We start from the raw sequence: 23,272 nt of genomic DNA, 5'->3' as shown, positions 1-23,272 counted from the left end.
TATGCGGTGCCGGCGAGCTGTATTTGGGATGTCCCCGACCACCCACGACCCTACCTCTCCGAGGCCGCCGGAGTGACATCGACTTCGCCCATACACGGCAGGGCGGTCCGTACCCGCCAGTAGGGGTACGGACCGCCCGGACCGGAAGACCCGATCGCTCGATGTGATCACGAACTGTCACACGGAGTTGACAGCCGTTCTTCAGCTCTCAAGTGAGTCGAGCGCCTTCCCGATGAGCGCGACACGGTCGGCCGCCGCGGTGACATGCTCCAGGCCGAAGCCCAGCAGCACGGTGTCGTCGGTGGTGACCGCTCCGTACGTCCGGAACAGGGCGCCGGTGCGCGTCCAGTCCTTCAGGACGGCCGGGCTGCCCGCGGGCGGACCCTCGACCCGCCAGGCGCCGAGCGAGGTCTCGAACCCCTCCGTCCCGGTGGCGGTGCCGCCGACGACCAGCGAGGTGTCGTCCGCGAGGACGCCGTGTCCGCCGCTGCCGGGGTCGGTGACGTAGGCGACCGAGACCTCGACCTGCTTGCCCGCGTAACCGCTCAGGTCGAAGTTCACCTGCTGCCAGCCGCTGGAGGCGCCGGTGAGGGCGTTCCAGGAGCCGGTGCTGCCGGTCGCGGTGCAGTCGCCCGCACCGAGGGTGAGGTAGTGCCGCAGCCACGGGTGCTCGCCGATGTAGAAGCCGCCGCCGCACTCCGCGGGGACGGCGGTGCTGGTGGCGCCGCCCGTCTCGGGGAGCGTCGTCCAGTCGTCGGCGCCGACCGTGTGGATCTCGACGATCGCGTTGTCGTAGCCGGGCTCGGTGTCCCACAGCAGCTGGGTGCGCAGGGCCGGCTTGCTCGCCGCGCCGACACCGGTGAGGTCGATGGTGCGGGTGAGGCGCTTGTAGGCGTCGTCGGTGTGCACGGCGGCGGCCATGTACGAGCCGGTGAACGGCCCGTACGGGTTGACCGTCCCGGCGAACTGACCGGCTCCCGCGCTGGCGAACTGCGGGTACGCGGCGGCCGGCAGCTCGTCCGAGGTGACGCCGTAGGTGCCCGCCCTGTCGAGCGGGTTGCCGGCCGCCGGGCCGAGGGCCCCGCCGGCCCCGCCGAGCTTGCCGGAGCCGGTGAAGCCGGTGGCGCCGGGGGTCGACGTGCGGGAGTAGGCGCCCAGGTAGTACTGGCTGAAGTCGTTCGACGGGGTGCCGTCACCGAGGTCGACGTTCCCGCCGGCCAGTTCGCCCGCCTCGACCAGCTTGCCGCCCTCGTTGAGGAAGGCACGCAGTTCGAGCTGGGTCGGATTGCCGGGAACACTCGCTCCCGTGTAGTGGACGACCGTGTCGAAGTGGCTCAGCACGCCGAGCGCGTCGGGCGCGCCCTGGGTGGCGACGTCCCAGACGATCGCCTTGCGGCCGTTGGCCTTCAGCGCGTCGACGTAGGTCTGCGCCTGTGTGGCGGCCGTGCCTTCCTCGGCCACGACGAGGGTGTCGGCCTTGGGCCGCGCGGCGACCGTGTAGGTGAAGTGCGCGCTGGAGACCTTCTTGCCGTTCCTGGCCTCGCCCGTGAACCAGACCTCGACCTTGTCGCCGGGTGCGCCGTCGCGCACCTTGGCCCGGTACTCGTCGTAGTAGAGGTTGTCGTCACCGCCGAAGGTCTCGCCGCCCTTCCATGCCTTGAGCGCCCGGTCCCGGGTACGGCCGCCGTTGACCCGGTACTTGAGCTCCTTGTCGCGGATCGCCTTGCGTACGACGACGGAGATCTCCTGGTCGGCGCCGAGCGCGTACGAGGTGGTGAACGGCGCCGGGGTGAAGTCGGCGGCGGACAGACCGACCGAGGACTTCGGCTGGTCGGGGTGGGCCGCGGACTCCGCGACGGAGAGCGCGAAGGGCACGTTCTTGGCGAACTCCTCCTGGATCAGCTTCTCGTCGTCCGGGAAGTTGAAGACCGACTGGCAGTCGGCTGCGTTCCACTGGTCGTTCGGGTCGATGCCGGACGCGGTCTGGCAGGTCGACATCTCGGGGGTGAACATCGCCGTGCCGTTGACGTTCGCCGTGTGTCCGTCGGCCTCGCCGTTGGTCGTGTACAACTCCGAGGAGACCTGTGGGTGGTAGCCCGGCACAGCGGAGTTGTCGGGGGTGCCGGCGAGCGCCTTGTAGACGACGTCGTCCGGGGTGTCGGTCGCGACCTGCCAGCCGACGCCGTAGAGCAGCAGTTCGGCGGCGGAGTGGTAGTTGATGCCGTACGTGAACCCGATCCGCTTCTCGAAGGCGTCGAGCGCCTTGGTCTCGGGTTCGGAGCCGGGGCTCGCGCCGCGGTAGGTCTGGCTGGTGGGGTTCGGGGACGAACCCTCGTCGTCGTAGCCCCACTTGTAGGGGAAGTTGCGGTTGAGGTCGACGCCGTCGCCGGTGGAGATCGCGCCGTCGCCGTTGACGTCCCGCAGGTTCTTGCGCCAGAGGCGGTTGTCGGTGTTCTCGAAGGTGTAGTCGTAGCCGTCGGGGTTGGCCGACAGGACGAACCAGAGCTCGCTGGAGTCGACGATCTTCTTGACGCGCCGGTCGGTCTTGTAGGCGTCCAGGTAGTAGTGCATCAGCCGCCGGGTCATCTCCGGCGTGATCCACTCCCGCGCGTGCTGGTTGGACATGTAGAGGACCGAGGGCTTGGAGCCGTCCCCGGACTTCTTCGCGTTCCTGGTCAGTTTGAGCGCGAGGATGTCCTGGCCTTCGACCGTCTTGCCGATGGAGACGACCTTGGTGAGGCCCGGGTTCTCCCGGGCGGTGCGCAGGATCTCCTCCTGGAGCCCGCCGCTGCCGCTGTACGGTCGGAACACACCGTCGGCGGCGGCCTCGACACGGTTCTCCGCCTTGGCCGAAAGTGTGTGCTCGGTGAGGGGGACGCCCTGCTTCTCGAGCTTCTTCGCCTGCTTGTCGGTGAGGTAGACCTCGACCGTCGCGGTGCCCTTCGCGGGCGCCTGCTCGCTGAGTTCGTGACCGTCCTGGCCGGCCGCCAGCAGCAGGGGTACCTGCTGCTTGGTGACCTCGGCGCGGAAGACCTTGACCTCGTCCGCGTCGGTTTTCGGTGTGGCGCCGGGCTGTGCCTGGGCGATGGGTGCGAGTGCCGCTCCGCCGAGCAGCAGCGCGCCGACAGCGAGGATCGATCTCGCTCTTCGTCTCATGAACCCCCCTAGCCTGAGTTCGCCCCAGCAGCGAACTCTGCCAGGCTCATGACAGTTGATGATCCAGTCAAGAGCGCCTCAAAGCCACGCAAACGCCGGTGGTGTCACCCGAACGGGTGGCACCACCGGCGTTGTGAAGAGCCGTCAGGAGAGCCGGCGTCAGCCGACCAGATTGTCGGCCAGCTCGTCGCTGAGGTTGGCGTCCGTGCCCGCGATGCCGAGGTCGGACGCCCGCTTGTCGGCCATCGCCAGCAGCCGGCGGATCCGTCCGGCGACCGCGTCCTTCGTCAGCGGCGGGTCGGCGAGCGCGCCCAGCTCCTCCAGGGATGCCTGCTTGTGGTCCATACGGAGCCGGCCGGCCGCCGCGAGGTGCTCGGGCACCTCGTCACCGAGGATCTCCAGGGCGCGCTGGACGCGGGCCCCGGCGGCGACCGCCGCACGCGCCGAGCGGCGCAGATTGGCGTCGTCGAAGTTCGCGAGACGGTTCGCCGTGGCCCGCACCTCGCGCCGCATCCGGCGCTCCTCCCAGGCCAGCACCGACTCGTGCGCGCCCAGCCGGGTGAGCAGCGCACCGATCGCGTCGCCGTCCCGGACCACGACCCGGTCGACTCCGCGCACCTCACGGGCCTTCGCGGCGATGGACAGCCGGCGGGCGGCGCCGACCAGCGCGAGCGCGGCCTCCGGGCCCGGGCAGGTCACCTCCAGGGAGGACGAGCGGCCGGGCTCGGTGAGCGAGCCGTGCGCCAGGAAGGCCCCGCGCCAGGCCGCCTCCGCGTCGCAGGTCGCGCCGGAGACCACCTGCGGGGGCAGCCCCCGGATCGGGCGGCCACGGCCGTCGACGAGCCCCGTCTGCCGGGCCAGCTGGTCACCGCCCGCGACCACCCGCACCACATAGCGCGAGCCGCGGCGCAGACCGCCCGGGGCCATCACGATCAGCTCCGAGCTGTGGCCGAAGATCTCCAGGATGTCCCGCTTGAGCCGACGGGCCGCCATCGCGGTGTCCAGCTCCGCCTCGATCACGATCCGCCCGCTCACCAGGTGGAGGCCGCCGGCGAACCGCAGAACGGCGGAGACCTCCGCCTTCCTACAGCAGGTCCGGGTGACGGGGAGCCGGGAGATCTCGTCCTTCACCGCTGCCGTCATCGCCATGGGCCGATCCTTCCATGCATCCGAAAAATACGGTCGTACGCGGCAGCCAACAGCTCCGGGTCATGCCTCGGGGTTCCGTCGGGCCGGGCCACCGGCGCCAGCTCGACCGCGGCCCCGAACCTTTTGGCGGCGTCGGTCAGCGAGTCGCGGTCGAGCACGGCGGCCACGTCGGCCAGCACCACGTCCAGGGCGAGTTTAGGGGCGTGTCGTCCCAAAACCTCCAAATGACGCTGCGGGGAGAAGCCGTCGGTTTCTCCGGGCTGCGGGGCGAGGTTCAGGGAGAGCACCCGGCGCGCCTTCGTCTCCATGAGGGCGTCCAGCAGATCGGGCACCAGCAGGTGCGGCATGACCGAGGAGAACCAGGAGCCGGGCCCGAGCACCACCCAGTCGGCGTCCAGGACGGCTTCGACCGCCTCCGGGACGGCCGGCGGGTCGTGCGGCACCAGGTGCACCGACTGCACCTCGCCGGGCGTCAGCGCCACGGTCGCCTGTCCCCGGACCGTGTCGACGTCGTCCGGCCGCTCCGGATCGTGGCCCTTGACCAGCGCCTGGAGCTCCAGCGGTACGGCGGACATGGGCAGCACGCGCCCCTGCGCGCCCAGCAGCTTTCCGACGAGGTCCAGCGCCTGGACGTGGTCGCCGAGCTGCTCCCACAGGGCGACGATCAGCAGATTGCCCACCGCGTGGCCGTTGATCTCGCCCTGTGACTGGAAGCGGTGCTGGATGACCCGGGCCCAGGTCTGGCCCCAGTCGTCGTCACCGCACAGCGCGGCCAGCGCCTTGCGCAGGTCACCGGGCGGCAGCACGCCCAGCTCCTCACGCAGCCGTCCGCTGGAACCACCGTCGTCGGCCACCGTGACGACGCCGGTGAGGTCGCCGGTGATCCGGCGCAGCGCGGTGAGCGAGGCGGACAGTCCCATGCCGCCGCCGAGGGCGACGACCTTGGGCTGGGTGCCGCGGCGGCGCGGTTTGCCGCCGCGTGCCTCGACCGGCCGGACCACGCGCCCGTCGGAGGCGTTCCTGCGCAGGCGGCCCAGCCGTGGAGAGCGTCCTGTCATTCCCGTCCCATGTCCCGGTGCACGACCACCGTCTCCACGCCCTCGGCCGCGAGACGCGCGGCGAGCTTCTCCGACATGGCCACCGAGCGGTGCTTGCCGCCCGTACAGCCGACCGCGATGGTCACATAGCGCTTGCCCTCCCGGCGGTAGCCCGCGGCGACCAGCTGGAGGAGCTCGGCGTACCGGTCGAGGAACTCCTTGGCACCGGGCTGGTTGAGGACGTACGCCGAGACCTCCTCGTTGAGGCCGGTGTAGGGGCGCAGCTCCGGGACCCAGTGCGGGTTGGGCAGGAAGCGCATGTCCACGACCAGGTCGGCGTCGACCGGCAGGCCGTACTTGAAGCCGAACGACATCACGGTGGCCCGCAGCTCGGGCTCCTCGTCGCCGGCGAACTGGGCGTCCATCTTGGCGCGCAGTTCGTGCACGTTGAGGCTGGAGGTGTCGATCACCAGGTCGGCGTCGCCGCGCAGCTCACGCAGCAGCTCGCGCTCGGCGTCGATGCCGTCGACGATGCGGCCGTCGCCCTGGAGGGGGTGCGGACGGCGCACCGACTCGAAGCGGCGCACCAGGGCGTCGTCGGAGGACTCCAGGAAGACGATCCGCCGGGTGACACCCTTCGACTCGAGGTCGGCGAGGGACTCGCGGAGGTTGTCGAAGAAACGCCGGCCGCGGACGTCCACGACGACCGCGATCCGCGCCACGTTGCCCTGGGAGCGGGCGCCCAGCTCCACCATGGTGGGGATCAGGGCGGGCGGGAGGTTGTCGACGACGAACCAGCCGAGGTCCTCCAGACACTTGGCTGCCGTCGAGCGACCGGCCCCGGACATGCCGGAGATGATCACCAGCTCGGGGATGGCCGCGTCGGGGATCCCGGGCGGCGTGACGTCCGTACTCACCTGTGCTCCGTCTTCCTGGCGTACTTCTTGCTGAGGGCTGTCGGGGACCGCGGGGTGCGGGGTGGAATCCTCGCCTGGTTCCCTGGGTCCCTGCTGGGTCGCGGCTGTGGGCACAGTAGTGGGCGCCTGTTCCTGTTCCGCTGTGGGGTGTGCGTCGTGCTCGTGCTCGTGCTCGGTCATGTCTCCTGCCCCCGTCGTTCTTCCGGGGCGCCCGTCGTCACGGGGTCCCCGGGGGAACCCGCCGTCGTATCGGGTTCCTCATCATCAATGATCTCTCCGGTCGCCGTGTTCACGGCGGGGGCGGGCGATGCCGCCCTGGCGAGGGCCACGGCGATGGTCTCGGCCGTCTTGCGGCCTATGCCCGGAACCTCGCAGATCTGTTCGATCGTCGCGGCCCGGAGCCTCTTCACCGAGCCGAAGTGCTTGATCAGTGCCTGCTTGCGCGTCTCGCCGAGGCCGGGCACCTCGTCCAGGGGGCCGGCGCGGAAGCGCTTGGCCCGCTTGGTGCGCTGGTAGGTGATGGCGAAGCGGTGGGCCTCGTCGCGCACGCGCTGGAGCAGATAGAGACCCTCGCTGCTGCGGGGCAGGACGACCGGGTCGTCGTCGTCCGGCACCCAGACCTCTTCCAGGCGCTTGGCGAGACCGCAGACGGCGATGTCGTCGATGCCCAGTTCGTCCAGCGCCCGCTTGGCCGCCGCGACCTGCGGCTGTCCGCCGTCGACGACGACGAGCTGCGGCGGGTACGCGAAGCGCTTGGGGCGGCCGTCATCGTCCTTGAGGCTGCTGGTGAGGGGCGCTTCGCCGGCGTCGGTCAGGGGTGCGTCGGTGCGGGGCGTCCCGATGGTGTCGGCGAGCGCGTTCTCACCGTCGGTCCACTCCCCCGTCCGCTCCTTCTCGGCGAGGTAGCGCCTGAAGCGGCGGGTGATCACCTCGTGCATGGAGCGGACGTCGTCCTGGCCCTCGAAGCTTTTGATCTGGAAGCGGCGGTACTCGCTCTTGCGCTGCAGGCCGTCCTCGAAGACGACCATGGAGGCCACCACGTCGTCGCCCTGGAGGTGCGAGATGTCGTAGCACTCGATGCGGAGCGGCGCGCTGTCCAGGTCGAGGGCCTCGGCGATCTCCTCCAGGGCGCGCGAGCGCGTGGTCAGGTCGGAGGCGCGCCTGGTCTTGTGCAGGACGAGTGCCTGCTGCGCGTTGCGCTCGACGGTCTCCATCAGGGCCTTCTTGTCGCCCCGCTGCGGGACGCGCAGCGAGACGTTGGACCCGCGGCGCTCGGTGAGCCACTCCTGGACGGGTTCGACGGGCTCGGGCAGCGCCGGGACCAGGACCTCCTTGGGCACGGAGTCGCCACGCTCCTCGCCGTACAGCTGCTGGAGGGCGTGCTCGACGAGGGCGCCGGTCGTGACGTCCTCGACCTTGTCGGTCACCCAGCCGCGCTGGCCGCGGACGCGTCCGCCGCGTACGTGGAAGATCTGGACGGCCGCCTCCAGCTCGTCCTCGGCGACCGCGATCAGGTCGGCGTCGGTCGCGTCCGCGAGCACGACCGCGTTCTTCTCCATGGCCTTCCTCAGGGCCTCGATGTCGTCGCGCAGGCGGGCGGCCCGCTCGTACTCCATCTCCTCGGCCGCCTCCGTCATCTGCTTCTCCAGCCGGCGGAGGTAGGTGCCGGTGCGGCCGGCCATGAAGTCGCAGAACTCCTCGGAGAGTTCGCCGTGCTCCTCGGCGGAGACCCGGCCGACGCACGGCGCGGAGCACTTGCCGATGTAGCCGAGCAGACAGGGCCGGCCGGTGCGGGCGGCGTTCTTGAAGACGCCCGCGGAGCAGGTGCGCACGGGGAAGACCCGCAGGAGCAGGTCGACGGTGTCCCGGATCGCCCACGCGTGCGCGTACGGCCCGAAATACCTGACGCCCTTCTTCTTGTGGCCGCGCATCACCTGGACGCGCGGGAACTCCTCGTTCATCGTCACCGCGAGGTACGGATAGCTCTTGTCGTCGCGGTACTTGACGTTGAACCGGGGGTCGTACTCCTTGATCCAGGAGTACTCCAGCTGGAGCGCCTCGACCTCCGTGGACACCACCGTCCACTCCACCGACGCGGCCGTGGTGACCATCGTGCGGGTGCGCGGGTGAAGGCCGGACAGGTCCTGGAAGTAGTTCGCCAGGCGCTGACGCAGGCTCTTCGCCTTTCCGACGTAGATCACCCGGCGGTGCTCGTCGCGGAATCGGTACACCCCGGGGGAGTCCGGGATCTGTCCCGGCTTGGGGCGGTAACTGGAGGGGTCGGCCATGTCTCACACCCTACTGGCGCGGGGTGACACTCCGGCGGGCTGTGGACGACGGCCCGGTGTCCGACGGGCCTGTGGACAAGCGGGGCGCCGAGGGCGGGACCCGGGGGCGTCGACTCGGCCACGCGCATGTGCCACTCGGGCATCAGGTGTTGTCGGGACTTGGTCAACACGCTTCAATGCGGGGGGACTCGGGCCCTGAAGGCCGCCCTACGGATGTGAAGGAGCTCCGGCGACGCCGGAAAAGGCCCCGACCACCCGCACGAACGGTCCGACCAGCCGTCGTGAGCATTCACAGAGAGGCCCCTGCATGCCGCACGCCACACAGCACGCGGACGCCGTCGACGCCGCCTCCGCGGAACTGGACACGGCCCTGCGAGGCGGTCCTTTCCATGTGGCGTTGCGTGCCGCGATCGCCGCCCGTGGCCTGCCCCTGCAACGCGTCCAGCACCATCTGTCGCGGTACGGGGTGAAGGTGGGCGTGACCAGTCTGAGCTACTGGCAGCAGGGCGCCCGGCGGCCGCAGCGCCCCGAGTCGCTGCGCGCCGTGCGTGCGCTGGAGGAGATCCTGCACCTGCCGGACGAGTCCCTGATCCGGCTGCTCGCCGAGCCCGACGGCGGGGACGGCGGCGCGGCGGCCGGACAGTCGGCGGGCCGCTCCTACCGCTCGCTGCTGGAGGCCTCAGGCATTCTCGAACAGTTGCTCGGTGAACTGGAGTGCCCCGTCGACGGGGGGCTGCACATCCTGGGCCACCATGAGCGCGTCCGCATCGGGTCGCGCCGTGAGCTGCTGGGACGCGAGTCGCAGCACATCGTGCGCGCGCACCGCGACGGCGTCGACCGCTTCGTGGCCGTCCATCACGGCGACCCCGGCTGCTCACCGGAACGGATGAGGGTGCACGCCCTGGAGAACTGCCGGGCCGGCCGGGTCCGCAGCCACCACGACACCGGCGTCCTCGTGGCGGAGCTCCACTTCGACACCCGGCTGAGGGCCGGCGACACCTTCCTCTTCCGCTACGCCGTCGAGGACGGCACCGCCGACGTCTGCCGTGAGTACGTCCGCGGCTTCGGCGCGGCGGGCGGCCAGTACGCCCTCCAGATCCGCTTCGCCGAGAACGCCGTGCCCGTGCGCTGCCACCGGTTCACCCAGCACTCGGCGGCGGCCCCGCGCGGCGGCCGCCAGGAGCTGCCGCTCAGCGGCCGGCACCGTTCGGTGCACCTCGTCGAGCCGCGGGTGCGGTCGGGCATGGTCGGCATCGGCTGGGACTGGGAGTGAACGGCGCAGGCTTTTACGCGCGGCTCCGCAATGGGGTAACTTCCCGGCCTGCGGCTCACCTGCTCCTGCGTCCGTCGCACCCGGTGCGGCTGCCCCGCGGGCACGGTCCGAGCGGCCGCAGACAGCCAGAGAGAGGAACCGCCCCGTGATCGTCGTCGCCGGTGAGGCCCTGATCGACCTGGTACCGCAGGGCACGGGCGCCCTCGCGGGTCTCCGGCCGGTGCTCGGCGGCGGCCCCTACAACACGGCCGTCGCCCTCGGCCGCCTCGGCTCCCCCACGGCCTTCTGTTCCCGCATCTCGCGGGACGCCTTCGGCGAGGCGCTGCTCGCCGGGCTGCGGGACTCGGGCGTGGACGTGTCCGCAGTGCAGCGCGGCACGGAGCCGACCACGCTCGCGGTCGCCACCCTCGACCAGAACGGTTCGGCCGCCTACTCCTTCTACGTAGACGGCACGGCCGACCGCCTCTTCACGGCCCCGGCCGCCCTGCCCGCGGGCACGCGCGCGGTGTCCTTCGGCACCTGCTCCCTGATCCTGGAACCGGGTGCGAGCGCGTACGAGGAGCTGATGCGGACGGCAGCGGCGCAGGGACTGTTCACCGCGCTCGACCCGAACATCCGGGCCGGACTGATCCCCGACGCCGCCGCCTACCGGGCCCGATTCAAGAGCTGGCTGCCCTCGGTGTCGCTGCTCAAGCTCTCCGAGGAGGACGCCGCGTGGCTGGGCGGCACCCCGCGCGAGTGGCTGTCCGCCGGTCCCTCCGCCGTCGTGATCACGCAGGGCGGCGACGGGCTGACCGCATTCACGCAGGGCGGGGCCGTGTACGCGGTGCCGGGCGAGCGGGTGGACGTCGTGGACACCATCGGCGCCGGGGACACCGTGAACGCGGCTCTGCTGCACGGCCTTTCGGTGCGGGACGCCCTGTCTCCGGCAGGCCTCGCGGGCCTGGGCGCCGACGGCTGGGAGCGGTTGCTGCGGTTCGCCGCCCGCGCGGCGGCGATCACCTGCTCCCGGGCCGGTGCGGAGCCGCCGTACGCCTCCGAGCTGGGCGGCTCCCCGGACCCGTCCTAGCGGCTGCCGAACAGCACCGGTGCAGGCAGTGCAGGCAGTGCAGGCAGTGCAGGCAGTGCAGGCAGTGCAGGCAGTGCAGGCAGTGCAGGCAGTGCAGGCAGTGGAACGACGGACGGCGCCTCGCGGGGAGTTCCCGCGGGGCGCCGTCCTTTTCACCTTCACCGGCTCGCCAGGCCTCGCGGCCCGGGTCATGAGCGGACCGCGCGGCCCGTGTCCGGTCAGGCCTTGCGGGCCCGCGTGGTCTTCTTCGCGGGGGTCGCCTTCGTGGTCGACCCTGCGGCCTTCTTGGCCGCCGTGTTGTTCGCGGCGGTCGTCCGGGACGTGGCCGTCTTGGCGGTCGTCGTCTTGGCGGTCGCGGTCTTGCGCGCGGTCGTCTTCGCCGCGACCGTCTTCTTCGCCGCCGTCTTGCGCGGGGCCTTCACCGGAGCCGCGTCGCTGATCCGGTCGGCGCCCAGCACCTCCCGCAGGAACTTGCCGGTGTGGCTGGTCGACACTCCGGCGACCTCCTCCGGCGTGCCCTCGGCGATGACGAGGCCACCGCCGGCGCCGCCCTCGGGACCCATGTCGACGACCCAGTCGGCGGTCTTGATCACGTCGAGGTTGTGCTCGATGACGATGACCGTGTTGCCCTTGTCGACCAGGCCCGCGAGCACCTTCAGAAGCTTGCTGATGTCCTCGAAGTGCAGGCCCGTCGTCGGCTCGTCCAGGACGTAGACCGTGCGGCCGGTGGAGCGGCGCTGGAGCTCGCTGGCGAGCTTCACGCGCTGGGCCTCACCGCCGGACAGGGTGGTCGCGGACTGGCCGAGCCGGACGTAGCCGAGGCCGACGTCCTTCAGGGTGTTGAGGTGGCGGGCGATCGCGGGAACCGCCTCGAAGAACTCCGTCGCCTCCTCGATCGGCATGTTCAGGACGTCGGCGATGGACTTGCCCTTGTAGTGGACCTCCAGGGTCTCCCGGTTGTACCGGGCGCCGTGGCAGACCTCGCACGGGACGTAGACGTCCGGGAGGAAGTTCATCTCGATCTTGATGGTGCCGTCGCCCGCGCAGTTCTCGCAGCGGCCGCCCTTGACGTTGAAGGAGAAGCGGCCGGGCAGATAGCCGCGGACCTTCGCCTCGGTGGTCTCCGCGAACAGCTTGCGGACGTGGTCGAAGACACCGGTGTACGTGGCCGGGTTGGACCGCGGGGTGCGGCCGATGGGCGACTGGTCGACGTGCACGACCTTGTCGACGAGGTCGTCGCCGTCCACGCGCGTGTGCCGCCCCGGCACGCTCCTCGCGCCGTTCAGTTCGCGGGCCAGGTGCGTGTACAGGATGTCGTTGACCAGCGTCGACTTGCCGGAGCCGGAGACGCCGGTGACCGCGGTGAACAAGCCCAGCGGGAAGGACACGTCGATGTCCTGAAGGTTGTTCTCGCGGGCGCCGTGGACGGTGAGCCGGCGGGACGGGTCCTGCGGGCGCCGGATGTCGGGCAGCGGGATCGCCTTCTTGCCGGACAGGTACTGCCCGGTCATCGACTCGGTGTTGGCGAGCAGCTCCTTCAGGCCGCCGCTGTGCACGACCTTGCCGCCGTGCTCGCCGGCGCCGGGACCGATGTCGACGATCCAGTCGGCGACCTTGATGGTGTCCTCGTCGTGCTCGACGACGATCAGCGTGTTGCCCATGTCCCGCAGCCGGACCAGGGTCTCGATCAGCCGGTGGTTGTCACGCTGGTGCAGGCCGATGGACGGCTCGTCGAGTACGTACAGGACGCCGACGAGGCCGGAGCCGATCTGGGTGGCCAGGCGGATGCGCTGGGCCTCGCCGCCGGAGAGCGTGCCGGCCGCGCGGTTGAGCGAGAGGTAGTCGAGACCGACGTCGACGAGGAACCGCAGCCGCTCGTTGACCTCCTTCAGGACCCGCTCGGCGATCTTCTTGTCGCGGGCGTCGAGCTTCAGCTCGCCCAGGAAGTCCGCGCAGTCGCTGATGGACATCCCGGAGACCTCGGCGATGGACTTCCCCATGACCGTGACCGCGAGGACGAGCGGCTTGAGGCGCGTGCCCTCGCAGGTGGGACAGGGCACCTCGCGCATATAGCCCTCGAAGCGCTCCCGGCTGGCGTCGCTCTCGGCCTCGCCGTGCCGGCGCTTCACGAACGGGACGGCACCCTCGAAGGGGGTCGTGTAGACGCGCTCACGCCCGTACCTGTTGCGGTAGCGGACCTCGATCTGCGTCTTGTGGCCGTACAGCAGGGCCTTCCTGGCGCGCTGCGGCAGGCCCGCGAAGGGGATGTCGGTGCGGAAGCCGAGCGCGTCCGCCAGCGCGCCGATCAGCCGGCCGAAGTAGTCCTTGGTGTGACCGTGCGACCAGGGGTGGATGGCTCCCTCGTCGAGGGACTTGTCCTCGTCCGGGACGATCAGCTCGGCGTCGACCTCCATGCGCGTGCCGATGCCGGAGCACTCGGGGCAGGCGCCGAAGGGCGAGTTGAAGGAGAAGGAGCGGGGCTCCAGCTCCTCGAAGGACAGGTCGTCGTACGGGCAGTAAAGGTGCTCCGAGTACATGCGCTCGCGCTCGGGGTCGTCCTCGGGGAGGTCGACGAAGTCGAGCACGACCATGCCGCCGGCGAGGCCGAGCGCGGTCTCCACCGAGTCGGTGAGCCGGCGCTTGGCGGACTCCTTCACCGTGAGGCGGTCGATGACCACCTCGATGGTGTGCTTCTCCTGCTTCTTCAGCGTGGGCGGGCTGGACAGCTGGATCGTCTCGCCGTCGACCCGCGCGCGGGAGTAGCCCTTGGTCTGGAGGTCGGCGAAGAGGTCGACGAACTCCCCCTTGCGCTCGCGCACCAGCGGCGACAGCACCTGGAAGCGGCTTCCCTCGGGCAGCTCCAGGACCCGGTCGACGATGGCCTGCGGCGACTGGCGCGTGATCGGCCGGGAGCACTCGGGACAGTGCGGCTTGCCGATGCGCGCGAAGAGCAGGCGCAAGTAGTCGTAGACCTCGGTGATGGTGCCGACCGTGGAGCGCGGGTTGCGCGAGGTCGACTTCTGGTCGATGGAGACAGCCGGGGACAGTCCCTCGATGAAGTCGACGTCCGGCTTGTCCATCTGGCCGAGGAACTGCCGGGCGTACGAGGAGAGGGACTCGACGTAGCGCCGCTGGCCCTCGGCGAAGATGGTGTCGAAGGCCAGCGAGGACTTGCCCGACCCCGACAGGCCCGTGAAGACGATGAGCGAGTCGCGTGGCAGGTCGAGCGAGACATTCTTGAGGTTGTGCTCGCGCGCGCCACGGACGATGAGACGGTCGGCCACGCCGGTCCGCACCTTTCTTGAGAGAAGTGACAGGGGCGGGGCCCCCGTCTTTCTCAGACTAGGGCGAGCCACTGACAACGCCGGTCGGGATTCACCGGTTCACAACAATCCCCGGCCTTCCAGCATGCCCGACGCCGCCACCGACCTTATAGCACGCGCATTCGATTTGCGGGCTTGCTCGACCACCTTCACCCGAAGGGGTGGCGAGGCTAGGGTCAGCACCATGATTGATCACGCTCATGACCTGGAGTCTGTACGCGAAGCGACCGAGCGGCTCCTCACCGCAGTCGCCGAACTGGACAACGCGTCGGCGGCCGAGCCGTCACGCCTGCCCGGCTGGAGCCGCGGACATGTCCTGGCCCACATCGCCCGCAACGCGGACGCCCTCGCGAACGTCCTCGAGGGCCGCCCCATGTACGCCGACGCGTTCGTCCGCGACGCCGACATCGAGCGGGACGCCCCGCGCCCCCTGGACGTCCAGATCACGGACGTACGGGAGAGCGCGGCCCGCTTCCAGGCGACGGGAGCCGCGCCCGCGGACTGGTCACGCACGGTGGAGCTGCGCAACGGGGTCGTCGACGCGGCGGCCCGCGTGCCGTTCCGGCGGTGGGTGGAGGTGGAGCTGCACACCGTGGACCTCGGCATCGGCTACGAGCTGGAGGACCTGCCGGAGGAGTTCACCGCGCGGGAGATCGAGTTCCTCGCGGAGCGCTTCACCGGGCGTCCCGACGTGCCGCCGACGCGCCTGACGGACGGCACGCACGCGTGGCACACGGGCCGCGCGGCCGAGCGGCCCGAGGTGACCGTCACCGGCAGCCCCGCGGACCTCCTGGGCTGGCTCGCCGGGCGTCGTGACGGTTCCGGGCTGACGGCGGACGGCGGGCCGCTGCCGGCCCTTCCGCCGCTATAGGCTGCCGCCATGACGTACAGCGGAGAGGTGACCGTCGGCGGACCGGCGGACGTGCACGAGCTCAAGGACCTGATGATCACCAAGATCGCGGTCGGCCCGATGAACAACAACGCCTATCTGCTGCGCTGCCGGGCCACGGACGAGCAGTTGCTGATCGACGCGGCCAACGACGCGCACGCCCTGCTCGGCACGATCGGTGACGACGGCATCGCGTCCGTCGTCACCACGCATCAGCACGGCGACCACTGGCAGGCGCTCGCCGAGGTCGTGGCGGCCACGCACGCGCGTACCTACGCCGGCCGGGAGGACGCCGAGGGCATCCCCGTGGCGACCGACGTCCCGGTCGACGACGGTGACGTCATCCGGGTGGGCAACGTCGAACTCACCGCGCGCCACCTGGTGGGGCACACACCCGGCTCGATCGCCCTGGTCTACGACGACCCGCACGGCCACCCCCATGTATTCACCGGCGACTGCCTCTTCCCGGGCGGCGTGGGCAACACCCGTAAGGACCCCGAGGCGTTCGCCAGTCTGATCCGCGACGTCGAGACGAAGATCTTCGACGCGCTGCCGGACGAGACCTGGGTCTATCCGGGGCACGGCAACGACACCACGCTGGGCGCGGAGCGCCCGCACCTTCCGGAGTGGCACGCGCGCGGGTGGTGAGTTCGCACGGCAGGGGGTGCGCGTTGCCGAACGCGCGCCCCGTGTGAATCGCGCGCACGCGCCGGTCCCTCACGCGCGCTCCCCGCACTCGTGGTTGCGCGGTCAACTGGTCTCAGTTCCGCGCGGGATGACGGCTCCGGCGCGGATCGGGCCGCCGGTCTACGATCCCCGCCCTCGGCCGGCGGCCCGGGCGGGTCCGCCGAGCCTGTTCACGAGAACGCAACACCCGTTCCCAGTATGCGGACAAGTTATGGTGTGACCTCGACAAACCGGGGTTTTCGCTGCCACTCTCCCGCCATGTACCTCGCCCCTCGTGTACTGCGCCGCGCCGTCGCCGGCGCCACCGTGGCCCTCCTCGCGACCGCTGTCGGCTGTGCCCCGCAGCCGGACGACAAGGCCGCGTCGACGCACTCCGGTTCGAGCGCGGACTCCTGCGCCAAGGGTGAACTGGCCACCGAGACCTCCGGCAAGCTGACGATCGCGACCGACGAGCCCGCGTACGAGCCGTGGTTCAAGGACGACAAGCCGGCCAACGGCCAGGGCTTCGAGTCGGCGGTGGCGTACGCCGTCGCGGAGCAGCTCGGCTACGGCAGGAGCGCCGTGGTCTGGCAGAGCGTGCCGTTCAACAAGGCCTACGCGCCGGGCGAGAAGACCTTCGACTTCGACATCAACCAGGTGTCGATCAGCGACGAGCGCAAGAAGGCCGTGGACTTCTCGTCCGGCTACTACGACGTACGCCAGGCCGTCATCGCCTTGAAGGGCACGAAGGCCGCCGAGGCGACGAGCGTCGCGGACCTCAAGGGCCTCAAGCTGGGTGCCCAGGTCGGCACGACCAGCCTCGACTACATCGACGACGTGGTGAAGCCGACCCGGGACGCGGCCGTCTACGCCAAGAACGACCAGGCCAAGTCCGCGCTGAAGAACGGCCAGGTCGACGCCATCGTCACCGACCTGCCCACCGCCTTCTACATCACGGCCGCCGAGGTCACGGACGCCGAGATCGTCGGCCAGTTCGAGAACCAGGGCGGCACACCGGAGCAGTTCGGGCTGGTGCTCGACAAGGGCAGCGCGCTCACCTCCTGTGTGACCGGCGCCGTAGACGCGCTCCGTCAGAACGGCACCCTGGCGAAGATCGAGCAGCGGTGGCTCTCCGACGCCGTCGACGCGCCGGTGCTCAAGTGACGGTCACCAAGGACGAGTCCGGCCGGGAAGGCGCGGACGACCCCGGCGGCGAGGACGACGGGTCCGGGGGCGACAGGTCGGGGGGCGACAAGGGCGCCCCCGACGACGGCTACGTCCCTTCACAGCGGCGGCTGGAGCGCGAGCGCTACCGGCGCACGCGTGCCCGCCGCGCCACCGCGATCGCCGCGCTGTCGACCCTGGTCACGGGTGCCGTGCTCTACCTGGTCGTCGTGGGCGCGCCCGGCTGGCCGCGCGCCAGGGAGACCTTCTTCGACGGGCGGTACGCGCGTGAGGCGTTCCCCAAGGTCCTCGAAGGACTCTGGCTGAACGTCAGACTGCTGCTGGTCTGCGGCGCCGCCGTGCTCGTCCTCGGGATGCTCATCGCCGTGGCCCGCACCCTGCGCGGGCCGGTGTTCTTCCCGCTGCGGGCGCTGGCGGCGGCGTACACCGACTTCTTCCGCGGTCTGCCACTGATCATCAACCTCATGATCGTGGTGCTGGGCGTCCCGGCACTGCGGCTGCAGGGCGTGACCGTCGACCCCGTGCTGCTGGGCGGCACCGCGCTGACACTGACGTACTCGGCGTACGTCGCCGAGGTGTTCCGCGCGGGCATCGAGTCCGTGCACCCCTCCCAGCGCGCCGCGGCCCGCTCGCTGGGCCTGAGCAACCGGCAGGCGCTGCGTCACGTCGTACTCCCCCAGGCCGTGCGCCGCCAGGTGCCGCCGCTGCTGAACGACCTGGTGTCGCTCCAGAAGGACACCGGTCTCGTCTCGATCGGCGGCGCGATCGACGCCGTCCGCGCGGCGGACATCATCGTGGGCCGCAGCCTGAACTACACGCCGTACATCGTCGCGGGACTGGTCTTCGTGGCCCTGACCATCCCGATGACCCGCTTCACGGACTGGGTGACGGCCCGGATGGACCGTCAGCGGGCCCAGGGAGGAACGACATGAGCGACGCTCCGGTCCCGCAGACTCCGGTCCCGCAGACTCCGGCACTACAGACTCCGGCGCCGCGGACGCCCGCGCCGCCGGCTCCGGTGCTGCGGATGGAGTCCGTCCGCAAGACCTTCGGCGGGTCCGTCGTCCTGCGGGACGTCGACCTGGAGGTCCCCCCGCACACGGTGACCGCGCTGATCGGCGCCTCCGGCTCCGGTAAATCCACGCTGCTGCGCTGCGCCAACCTGCTGGAGGACATCGACGACGGCGCGATCTGGCTGGACGACGAGGAGATCACCGACCCGCGCGTCGACCAGGACGCGGTGCGGCGTCGGATCGGCGTGGTCTTCCAGGCGTACAACCTGTTCCCGCACATGACGGTGCTGGAGAACATCACGCTCGCCCCGCGCCGTGTGCACGGCGTCGCCCGCGCGCAGGCCGAGAAGCACGCCAGGGAGCTCCTGGAGCGGCTCGGGCTGGCCGGCAAGGCAGGCGAGTATCCCGACCGGCTCAGCGGTGGTCAGCAGCAGCGGGTGGCGATCGTGCGCGCGCTGGCCGTGCGTCCCCGGCTGCTGCTGCTCGACGAGATCACGGCGGCCCTCGACCCCGAGTTGGTGGGCGAGGTCCTGAACGTCGTCCGCGACCTGAAGGCCGACGGCATGACCATGGTGCTCGCCACCCACGAGATGGGCTTCGCCCGCGAGGTCGCCGACCAGGTCTGTTTTCTGGACGGAGGCGTCGTGCTGGAACGGGGCACCGCCGAGCAGCTCTTCGGCGACCCGCAGCAGGAGCGCACTCAGCGCTTCCTGCGGCGGATCGTGGAGGCGGGCCGCCTCTGAGGGGCGCGGTAAGGGGCTACGGCCTGGAGGGCGATGCTTACGCGTCCGCCTTGCCCGCCCCCGCGAGCGCTGCCACGCGCTCCACGCCGAACACGTATCCCTGCACCCCGCAGCCCGCGATGACGCCGTCGGCGCGCAGCGAGACGTAGCTGTGGTGCCGGAAGGACTCGCGCTGGTGGATGTTGGAGATGTGGACCTCCAGCACCGGCAGGCCGTCACAGGTGTTGAGGGCGTCCAGGATCGCGACCGACGTGTGCGAGTAGGCGCCCGGGTTGATCACGATGCCGCAGTGGTCCAGCCGCGCCTCGTGGATCCAGTCGACCAGCTGCCCCTCGTGGTTGGACTGCCGGAAGTCCACGGTGCCGCCGTGCGCGGCCGCCGCCTTGACGCACAGCGCCTCGACGTCGGCGAGCGTGTCGGAACCGTAGATCTCCGGCTGCCGCTGTCCCAGGAGGTTCAGGTTGGGGCCGTTCAGGATCATGATCGGGGCGTTGGCCAGGCTGCGGGGCACGGTTCCTCCGGTCCGTTCGTGGACGGCCCGTCCGAGGCCGCCGCTCACACCGGTTTATCACAGTGAAACCGCAGGGCAGCAGGCCGTACCCTCCCGGCATGACCGCGCCCTCGTATCCCCCCAAGCCGTCGCCCGGCGACCGCATAGCCGTCATCTCGCCCTCCGCGGGCCTGCCCGGACTCTTCCCGCGCCCTTACGAGCTGGGCGTGGCGCGGCTGCGCGAGGAGTTCGGCCTGGAGCCCGTCGAGTACCCGACGACACGCAGGATGGGCGCGACTCCGCAGGAGCGCGCCGACGACATCCACGCCGCGTTCGCCGACCCGGGCGTGCGGGCGGTCATCGCGTCGATCGGCGGCGAGGACCAGATCACCGTACTGCCGCTGCTGGACCGGGAGTTGCTGCGCGCCGACCCGAAGCCGTTCTTCGGGTGGAGCGACAACACCAACCTGCTGGCGTTCCTGTACAACTCCGGTGTCGTCGCCTACCACGGCGCGAGCGTGATGTGCGAGCTGGGACGCCCCGGAGCCATGCACCCGCTGACCGCCGACTCGTTGCGCGCCGCGCTGTTCACCTCGGGCCCCTACGAGCTGCGGCCCGCCGAGCGGTGGAACGACGTCGACCGCGACTGGGGCGACCCGGCGACCTTCGCGTCGGAGCCCGGCAGTCGGCCCGGCGCCGGCTGGAGCTGGGTCAACGCCGACCGCGTGGTGGAGGGTCGCAGCTGGGGCGGCAACCTGGAGATCCTCTCCTGGCTGCTGATGGCCGACCGTGAGATCGCCCGCGACCCCGCCGTGTACGACGGCGGGGTGCTGATCCTGGAGACGTCGGAGGAACTGCCGAGCGCCACGGAGGTCTTCCGGATCCTGCGCAACATGGGTGAGCGCGGTCTGCTGCGGCGCTTCCCCGCGCTGCTGATGGCCCGGGCCAAGGGCAGGTCCTTCGAGCGCCCCAACAGCCCGGAGGAAGGAGCCCGTTACGCGGCCGAGCAGCGCGCGGCGGTGGAACGCGCCCTGCGGGCGTACGCGCCCGACACCCTGGCCGTCTTCGACGTGGACTTCGGCCACACGGACCCGCAACTCGTCATCCCCTACGGCGGCACGATCCGCGTCGACGGTCCCGCGCGGCGCATCACCGTGACCTACTGAGCCCCCTCGCTGCGGGCCGCGCCTCCGCACGCCCCCGTAACCCTCGATCACTGTGGGTAGTTGACGCGGCATGCACGACGTACACAGCGTGAAGGCGCCCTCCATGCCACGGCTCGCGGCCGCCTCGCTCGCCGGGACGGCCATCGAGTTCTACGACTTCTTCGTCTACGGGACCGCGGCCGCGCTGGTCCTGGGGCCGCTGTTCTTCCCGACGTTCTCGCCGCTGGCGGGGACACTGGCCGCGTTCGCGACGTTCGGCGTGGGGTTCGTGGCGCGCCCGTTGGGCTCGGTGCTGTTCGGGCACATCGGGGACCGGCGCGGGCGCCGGCCGGTCCTGGTCGTCTCCCTGCTGCCGACCGGTGCCTCCACGGTCGCGGTCGGCTGCGTGCCGGCGTACGACACGATCGGGGCGGCCGCTCCCCTGTCGCTGCTCGTCCTGCGTTTCCTCCAGGGGCTGGGGCTCGGCGGGGAGTGGGGCGGCGCGGTGCTGCTGACCGCGGAACACGCGCCCGCCGAGCGGCGCGGGCTGTGGTCGAGCTTCCCTCAGGTGGGGCCCGCGGTGGGCTTCGTGCTCGCCAACGGGGTGGTGCTGGTCCTGTCCGTGACGCTGACGGAGGCGCAGTTCGCGCAGTGGGGGTGGCGGGTGCCCTTCTGGGCGGCCGGGGTCCTGGCCGTGCTCGGGCTGTGGCTGCGGTCGTCGCTGCCCGAGAGCCCCCGGTTCCTGGAGATCGACGACCACGCGCGTGTGCCGCTCGTGGAGGTGGTGCGCGACCACTGGCGGCTCGTCCTGCTGACCGCCGGGGCGCTCTCCGTCGGCTACGCGATCTTCTACGCCGTGACCACCTGGTCCCTGTCGTACGCGACGGAACGGCTCGGGGTGAGCCGCACGGTCATGCTGGTCTGCATCATGGCCGCCGTGGTGGTGAAGGGTTCGCTGACTCCCGTGATGGCGATGCTCGGCGACCGCTTCGGCCGTCGGCCGTTGTGCCTCGTGGGCTGCGCGGCGGCCGCGCTGTGGATGTTCCCGCTGGTCGCGCTGCTCTCGACCGGCGAGCCGCTGCCGATGTTCCTCGGCTTCCTGGGGGCGCTGCTCGCCTTCGTCGCGATGTTCGCGGTGATCTCGGCGTATCTGCCGGAGCTCTACGCGCCGCGCGTGCGCTGCACCGGTGCGGCGGTCGGCTACAACCTGGGCGGGGTTCTCGGGGGCGCGCTCACGCCGATCGTGGCGACCGCCCTCGCCGAGCGCTCGGGACGGGTCCCGTGGGAGGTGGGCGCCTATCTGACGGGGATCGCGCTGCTCAGTCTGGGCTGCTTCGCGCTGCTGCCGGAGACCCGGCCGGTGCGGGTGGCCGCCGTGCGGCCGGCTACGGATTGATCGCCAGCTCCAGGTAGGCCGCGAAGAGCACGAGGTGGACGCCGCCCTGCAACGGCGTGGCCCGTCCGGGGACCACCGTCAGCGAGCTGACCACGACGGTCAGCGCGAGCAGCACCATGTGGGTGGGGCCGAGCCCGAGGACGAGCGGCCCGGAGAGCCAGAGGGAGGCCAGGGCCACCGCGGGGATGGTGAGACCGATGCTCGCCATCGCGGAGCCGAGCGCGAGGTTGAGGCTGGACTGCACCCGGTCGCGGCGGGCGGAGCGCAGCGCGGCGATCGTCTCGGGGAGCAGTACGAGCAGCGCGATGATCACACCGACCACCGCTTGGGGCAGTCCGGCTGCCTCCACTCCGGACTCGATCGTGGGCGAGACGCCCTTGGCGAGGCCCACCACACCGATCAGGGCCAGGCCGAGCAGCCCCAGGCTGATCCGGGCGGTCCGGGCCGTGGGGGCTCCGGCGTGGTCGTCGGCGGTGATCACGTCTCCCTGCCGGGTGACCGGCAGGAAGTAGTCGCGGTGCCGGATGGTCTGCGTCGCCACGAACAGGCCGTACAGGACCAGAGAGGACAGCGCGGCGAAGGTGAGCTGGACGGCGGAGAACTCCGGTCCCGGTTTGCTGGTGGTGAAGGTCGGCAGGACCAGGCTGAGCGTGGCCAGGGTGGCGACGGTCGCGAGCGCCGCGCCGGTGCCCTCCGGGTTGAAGATCGCCGTGCCGTGGCGCAGCGAGGCGACCAGGAGGGAGAGGCCGACGATGCCGTTGCAGGTGATCATCACGGCCGCGAAGACCGTGTCCCGGGCCAGGGTCGAGCTCTTGTCCCCGCCGTCCGCCATCAAGGTGACGATCAGGGCGACCTCGATGATCGTCACGGCGACCGCGAGGACGAGGGATCCGAAGGGTTCACCGACCCGGTGGGCGACGACCTCCGCGTGGTGCACGGCGGCCAGGACCGATCCGGCGAGGACCAGCGTCACCACGACGACGACCGCGCCGGGCAGGTCGCGTCCCCAGGTCAGGGCCAGCAGGACGACCGCCAGGGCCGGCACGAACGCTGTCCACCGGGTCGTGACCGACCTGAGCCGAGCGATCATGCAGCGATCGTCGCAGAGCCGTGGGGGCTCCGCATTCCGGCACGTCCCGCCCCGCCCGTGCACCCGCCCGTCCTGCCTGCACGGGCGGGACGGGCGGGACGGGCGGGTGCGCGGCTGCCGTCACCTGAACTCGGTCGTGTCCTGGACGTCGCAGTCGGTGAAGGACGGGGGCCGGGTACAGAGGGCGGCCATCCGCTCCGCGAACTTACCCGTCTCCGGGTCGTCGCTGTTGCGCATGGCCTCCTCGTGGGAGTCGAACTCGATCACCACGAGGTAGCGGTTCGGCTGGTCGCGGTCCTTGAGGACGAGGCGGCGGGTCGGGCCGTCGGCTCGGCCCGTGACGCCCTGCTCCCCCTCCTCGGCCAGCGCCCGCATCTCGTCGATGCGGTCGGTCTCGAACTCGAGGATCTGGACGAACCTCTGCGATGTGCCCACGGTGCCTC

The 23,272-nt window shown here is 71.0% G+C and carries 18 protein-coding genes; 9 read left to right on the top strand and 9 right to left on the bottom strand.

The genetic code is table 11. The features are described 5' to 3' along the window. Positions 1-201: 201 nt before the first annotated feature. The 5 genes from QQM72_RS20855 to uvrC all read right to left on the bottom strand — a co-directional run bounded on the left by QQM72_RS20855 (position 202) and on the right by uvrC (position 8,547). Complete coding sequence (locus QQM72_RS20855; protein WP_314222381.1) at positions 202-3,156, bottom strand: M14 family metallopeptidase; 2,955 nt, start codon at positions 3,154-3,156, stop codon at positions 202-204. Between the two features lie 159 nt (positions 3,157-3,315). Further along, on the bottom strand, positions 3,316-4,305 hold the full coding sequence (gene whiA, locus QQM72_RS20850; protein WP_020131902.1) for a DNA-binding protein WhiA: 990 nt from the start codon (positions 4,303-4,305) through the stop codon (positions 3,316-3,318). Then, on the bottom strand, positions 4,296-5,363 hold the full coding sequence (locus tag QQM72_RS20845) for a gluconeogenesis factor YvcK family protein (RefSeq protein WP_054242997.1): 1,068 nt from the start codon (positions 5,361-5,363) through the stop codon (positions 4,296-4,298). The genes whiA and QQM72_RS20845 overlap by 10 nt, the downstream gene beginning before the upstream one ends. Further along, positions 5,360-6,439 carry an RNase adapter RapZ gene (gene rapZ / locus QQM72_RS20840; protein WP_314222380.1) on the bottom strand — a complete coding sequence of 360 codons (1,080 nt, stop codon included), beginning with the start codon at positions 6,437-6,439 and terminating at the stop codon, positions 5,360-5,362. Before rapZ ends, QQM72_RS20845 begins: the two co-directional genes overlap by 4 nt. Beyond that, positions 6,436-8,547 carry an excinuclease ABC subunit UvrC gene (gene uvrC, locus QQM72_RS20835; protein WP_314222379.1) on the bottom strand — a complete coding sequence of 704 codons (2,112 nt, stop codon included), beginning with the start codon at positions 8,545-8,547 and terminating at the stop codon, positions 6,436-6,438. The genes rapZ and uvrC overlap by 4 nt, the downstream gene beginning before the upstream one ends. Positions 8,548-8,854: 307 nt before the next feature. Here uvrC and QQM72_RS20830 point away from each other — a divergent pair, with 307 nt between their 5' ends. Then, positions 8,855-9,820, top strand: a complete 966-nt coding sequence (locus tag QQM72_RS20830; protein ID WP_314222378.1) for a hypothetical protein — start codon at positions 8,855-8,857, stop codon at positions 9,818-9,820. 145 nt (positions 9,821-9,965) lie between these two features. Beyond that, complete coding sequence (locus QQM72_RS20825; protein ID WP_314222377.1) at positions 9,966-10,889, top strand: carbohydrate kinase family protein; 924 nt, start codon at positions 9,966-9,968, stop codon at positions 10,887-10,889. A 218-nt stretch (positions 10,890-11,107) separates the two neighbouring features. Here QQM72_RS20825 and uvrA read toward each other — a convergent pair whose 3' ends face one another. Continuing rightward, positions 11,108-14,173 (bottom strand): excinuclease ABC subunit UvrA, encoded by a 3,066-nt coding sequence (gene uvrA / locus QQM72_RS20820; RefSeq protein ID WP_314222376.1) that lies wholly within the window; start codon positions 14,171-14,173, stop codon positions 11,108-11,110. Between the two features lie 223 nt (positions 14,174-14,396). Here uvrA and QQM72_RS20815 point away from each other — a divergent pair, with 223 nt between their 5' ends. The 5 genes from QQM72_RS20815 (at position 14,397) to QQM72_RS20795 (ending at position 18,708) form a co-directional block, all read left to right on the top strand. Beyond that, positions 14,397-15,083 carry a maleylpyruvate isomerase family mycothiol-dependent enzyme gene (locus tag QQM72_RS20815; RefSeq protein WP_314222375.1) on the top strand — a complete coding sequence of 229 codons (687 nt, stop codon included), beginning with the start codon at positions 14,397-14,399 and terminating at the stop codon, positions 15,081-15,083. A gap of 9 nt (positions 15,084-15,092) precedes the next feature. Next, a complete protein-coding gene (locus QQM72_RS20810; protein ID WP_314222374.1) occupies positions 15,093-15,749 on the top strand; it encodes an MBL fold metallo-hydrolase in 657 nt (218 codons plus the stop codon). Positions 15,750-16,046: 297 nt separating this feature from the next. Next, complete coding sequence (locus QQM72_RS20805) at positions 16,047-16,931, top strand: ABC transporter substrate-binding protein (RefSeq protein WP_314222373.1); 885 nt, start codon at positions 16,047-16,049, stop codon at positions 16,929-16,931. Then, complete coding sequence (locus tag QQM72_RS20800; protein ID WP_314222372.1) at positions 16,928-17,884, top strand: amino acid ABC transporter permease; 957 nt, start codon at positions 16,928-16,930, stop codon at positions 17,882-17,884. Before QQM72_RS20805 ends, QQM72_RS20800 begins: the two co-directional genes overlap by 4 nt. Before the next feature lie 95 nt (positions 17,885-17,979). Continuing rightward, positions 17,980-18,708 (top strand): amino acid ABC transporter ATP-binding protein, encoded by a 729-nt coding sequence (locus QQM72_RS20795; protein ID WP_314222528.1) that lies wholly within the window; start codon positions 17,980-17,982, stop codon positions 18,706-18,708. A 37-nt stretch (positions 18,709-18,745) separates the two neighbouring features. On the opposite strand, the gene aroQ is transcribed toward QQM72_RS20795, so the two are convergent. Beyond that, positions 18,746-19,219, bottom strand: coding sequence for a type II 3-dehydroquinate dehydratase (gene aroQ, locus QQM72_RS20790; RefSeq protein WP_314222371.1), 474 nt, complete (start codon positions 19,217-19,219; stop codon positions 18,746-18,748). Between the two features lie 98 nt (positions 19,220-19,317). Here aroQ and QQM72_RS20785 point away from each other — a divergent pair, with 98 nt between their 5' ends. After that, on the top strand, positions 19,318-20,364 hold the full coding sequence (locus QQM72_RS20785) for a S66 family peptidase (protein ID WP_314222370.1): 1,047 nt from the start codon (positions 19,318-19,320) through the stop codon (positions 20,362-20,364). Positions 20,365-20,467: 103 nt separating this feature from the next. Beyond that, positions 20,468-21,739, top strand: coding sequence for an MFS transporter (locus tag QQM72_RS20780; RefSeq protein WP_314222369.1), 1,272 nt, complete (start codon positions 20,468-20,470; stop codon positions 21,737-21,739). On the opposite strand, the gene QQM72_RS20775 is transcribed toward QQM72_RS20780, so the two are convergent. Both QQM72_RS20775 and QQM72_RS20770 read right to left on the bottom strand, forming a co-directional pair. After that, complete coding sequence (locus QQM72_RS20775) at positions 21,729-22,829, bottom strand: calcium:proton antiporter (protein WP_314222368.1); 1,101 nt, start codon at positions 22,827-22,829, stop codon at positions 21,729-21,731. The genes QQM72_RS20780 and QQM72_RS20775 overlap by 11 nt on opposite strands. A 120-nt stretch (positions 22,830-22,949) precedes the next feature. Then, positions 22,950-23,264 (bottom strand): hypothetical protein, encoded by a 315-nt coding sequence (locus tag QQM72_RS20770; protein WP_314222367.1) that lies wholly within the window; start codon positions 23,262-23,264, stop codon positions 22,950-22,952. Positions 23,265-23,272: the final 8 nt, after the last annotated feature.

This window comes from Streptomyces zaehneri, assembly GCF_032248645.1.
Classification (GTDB): domain Bacteria; phylum Actinomycetota; class Actinomycetes; order Streptomycetales; family Streptomycetaceae; genus Streptomyces; species Streptomyces coriariae.
This window is presented reverse-complemented; position numbering and strand designations above follow the sequence as displayed.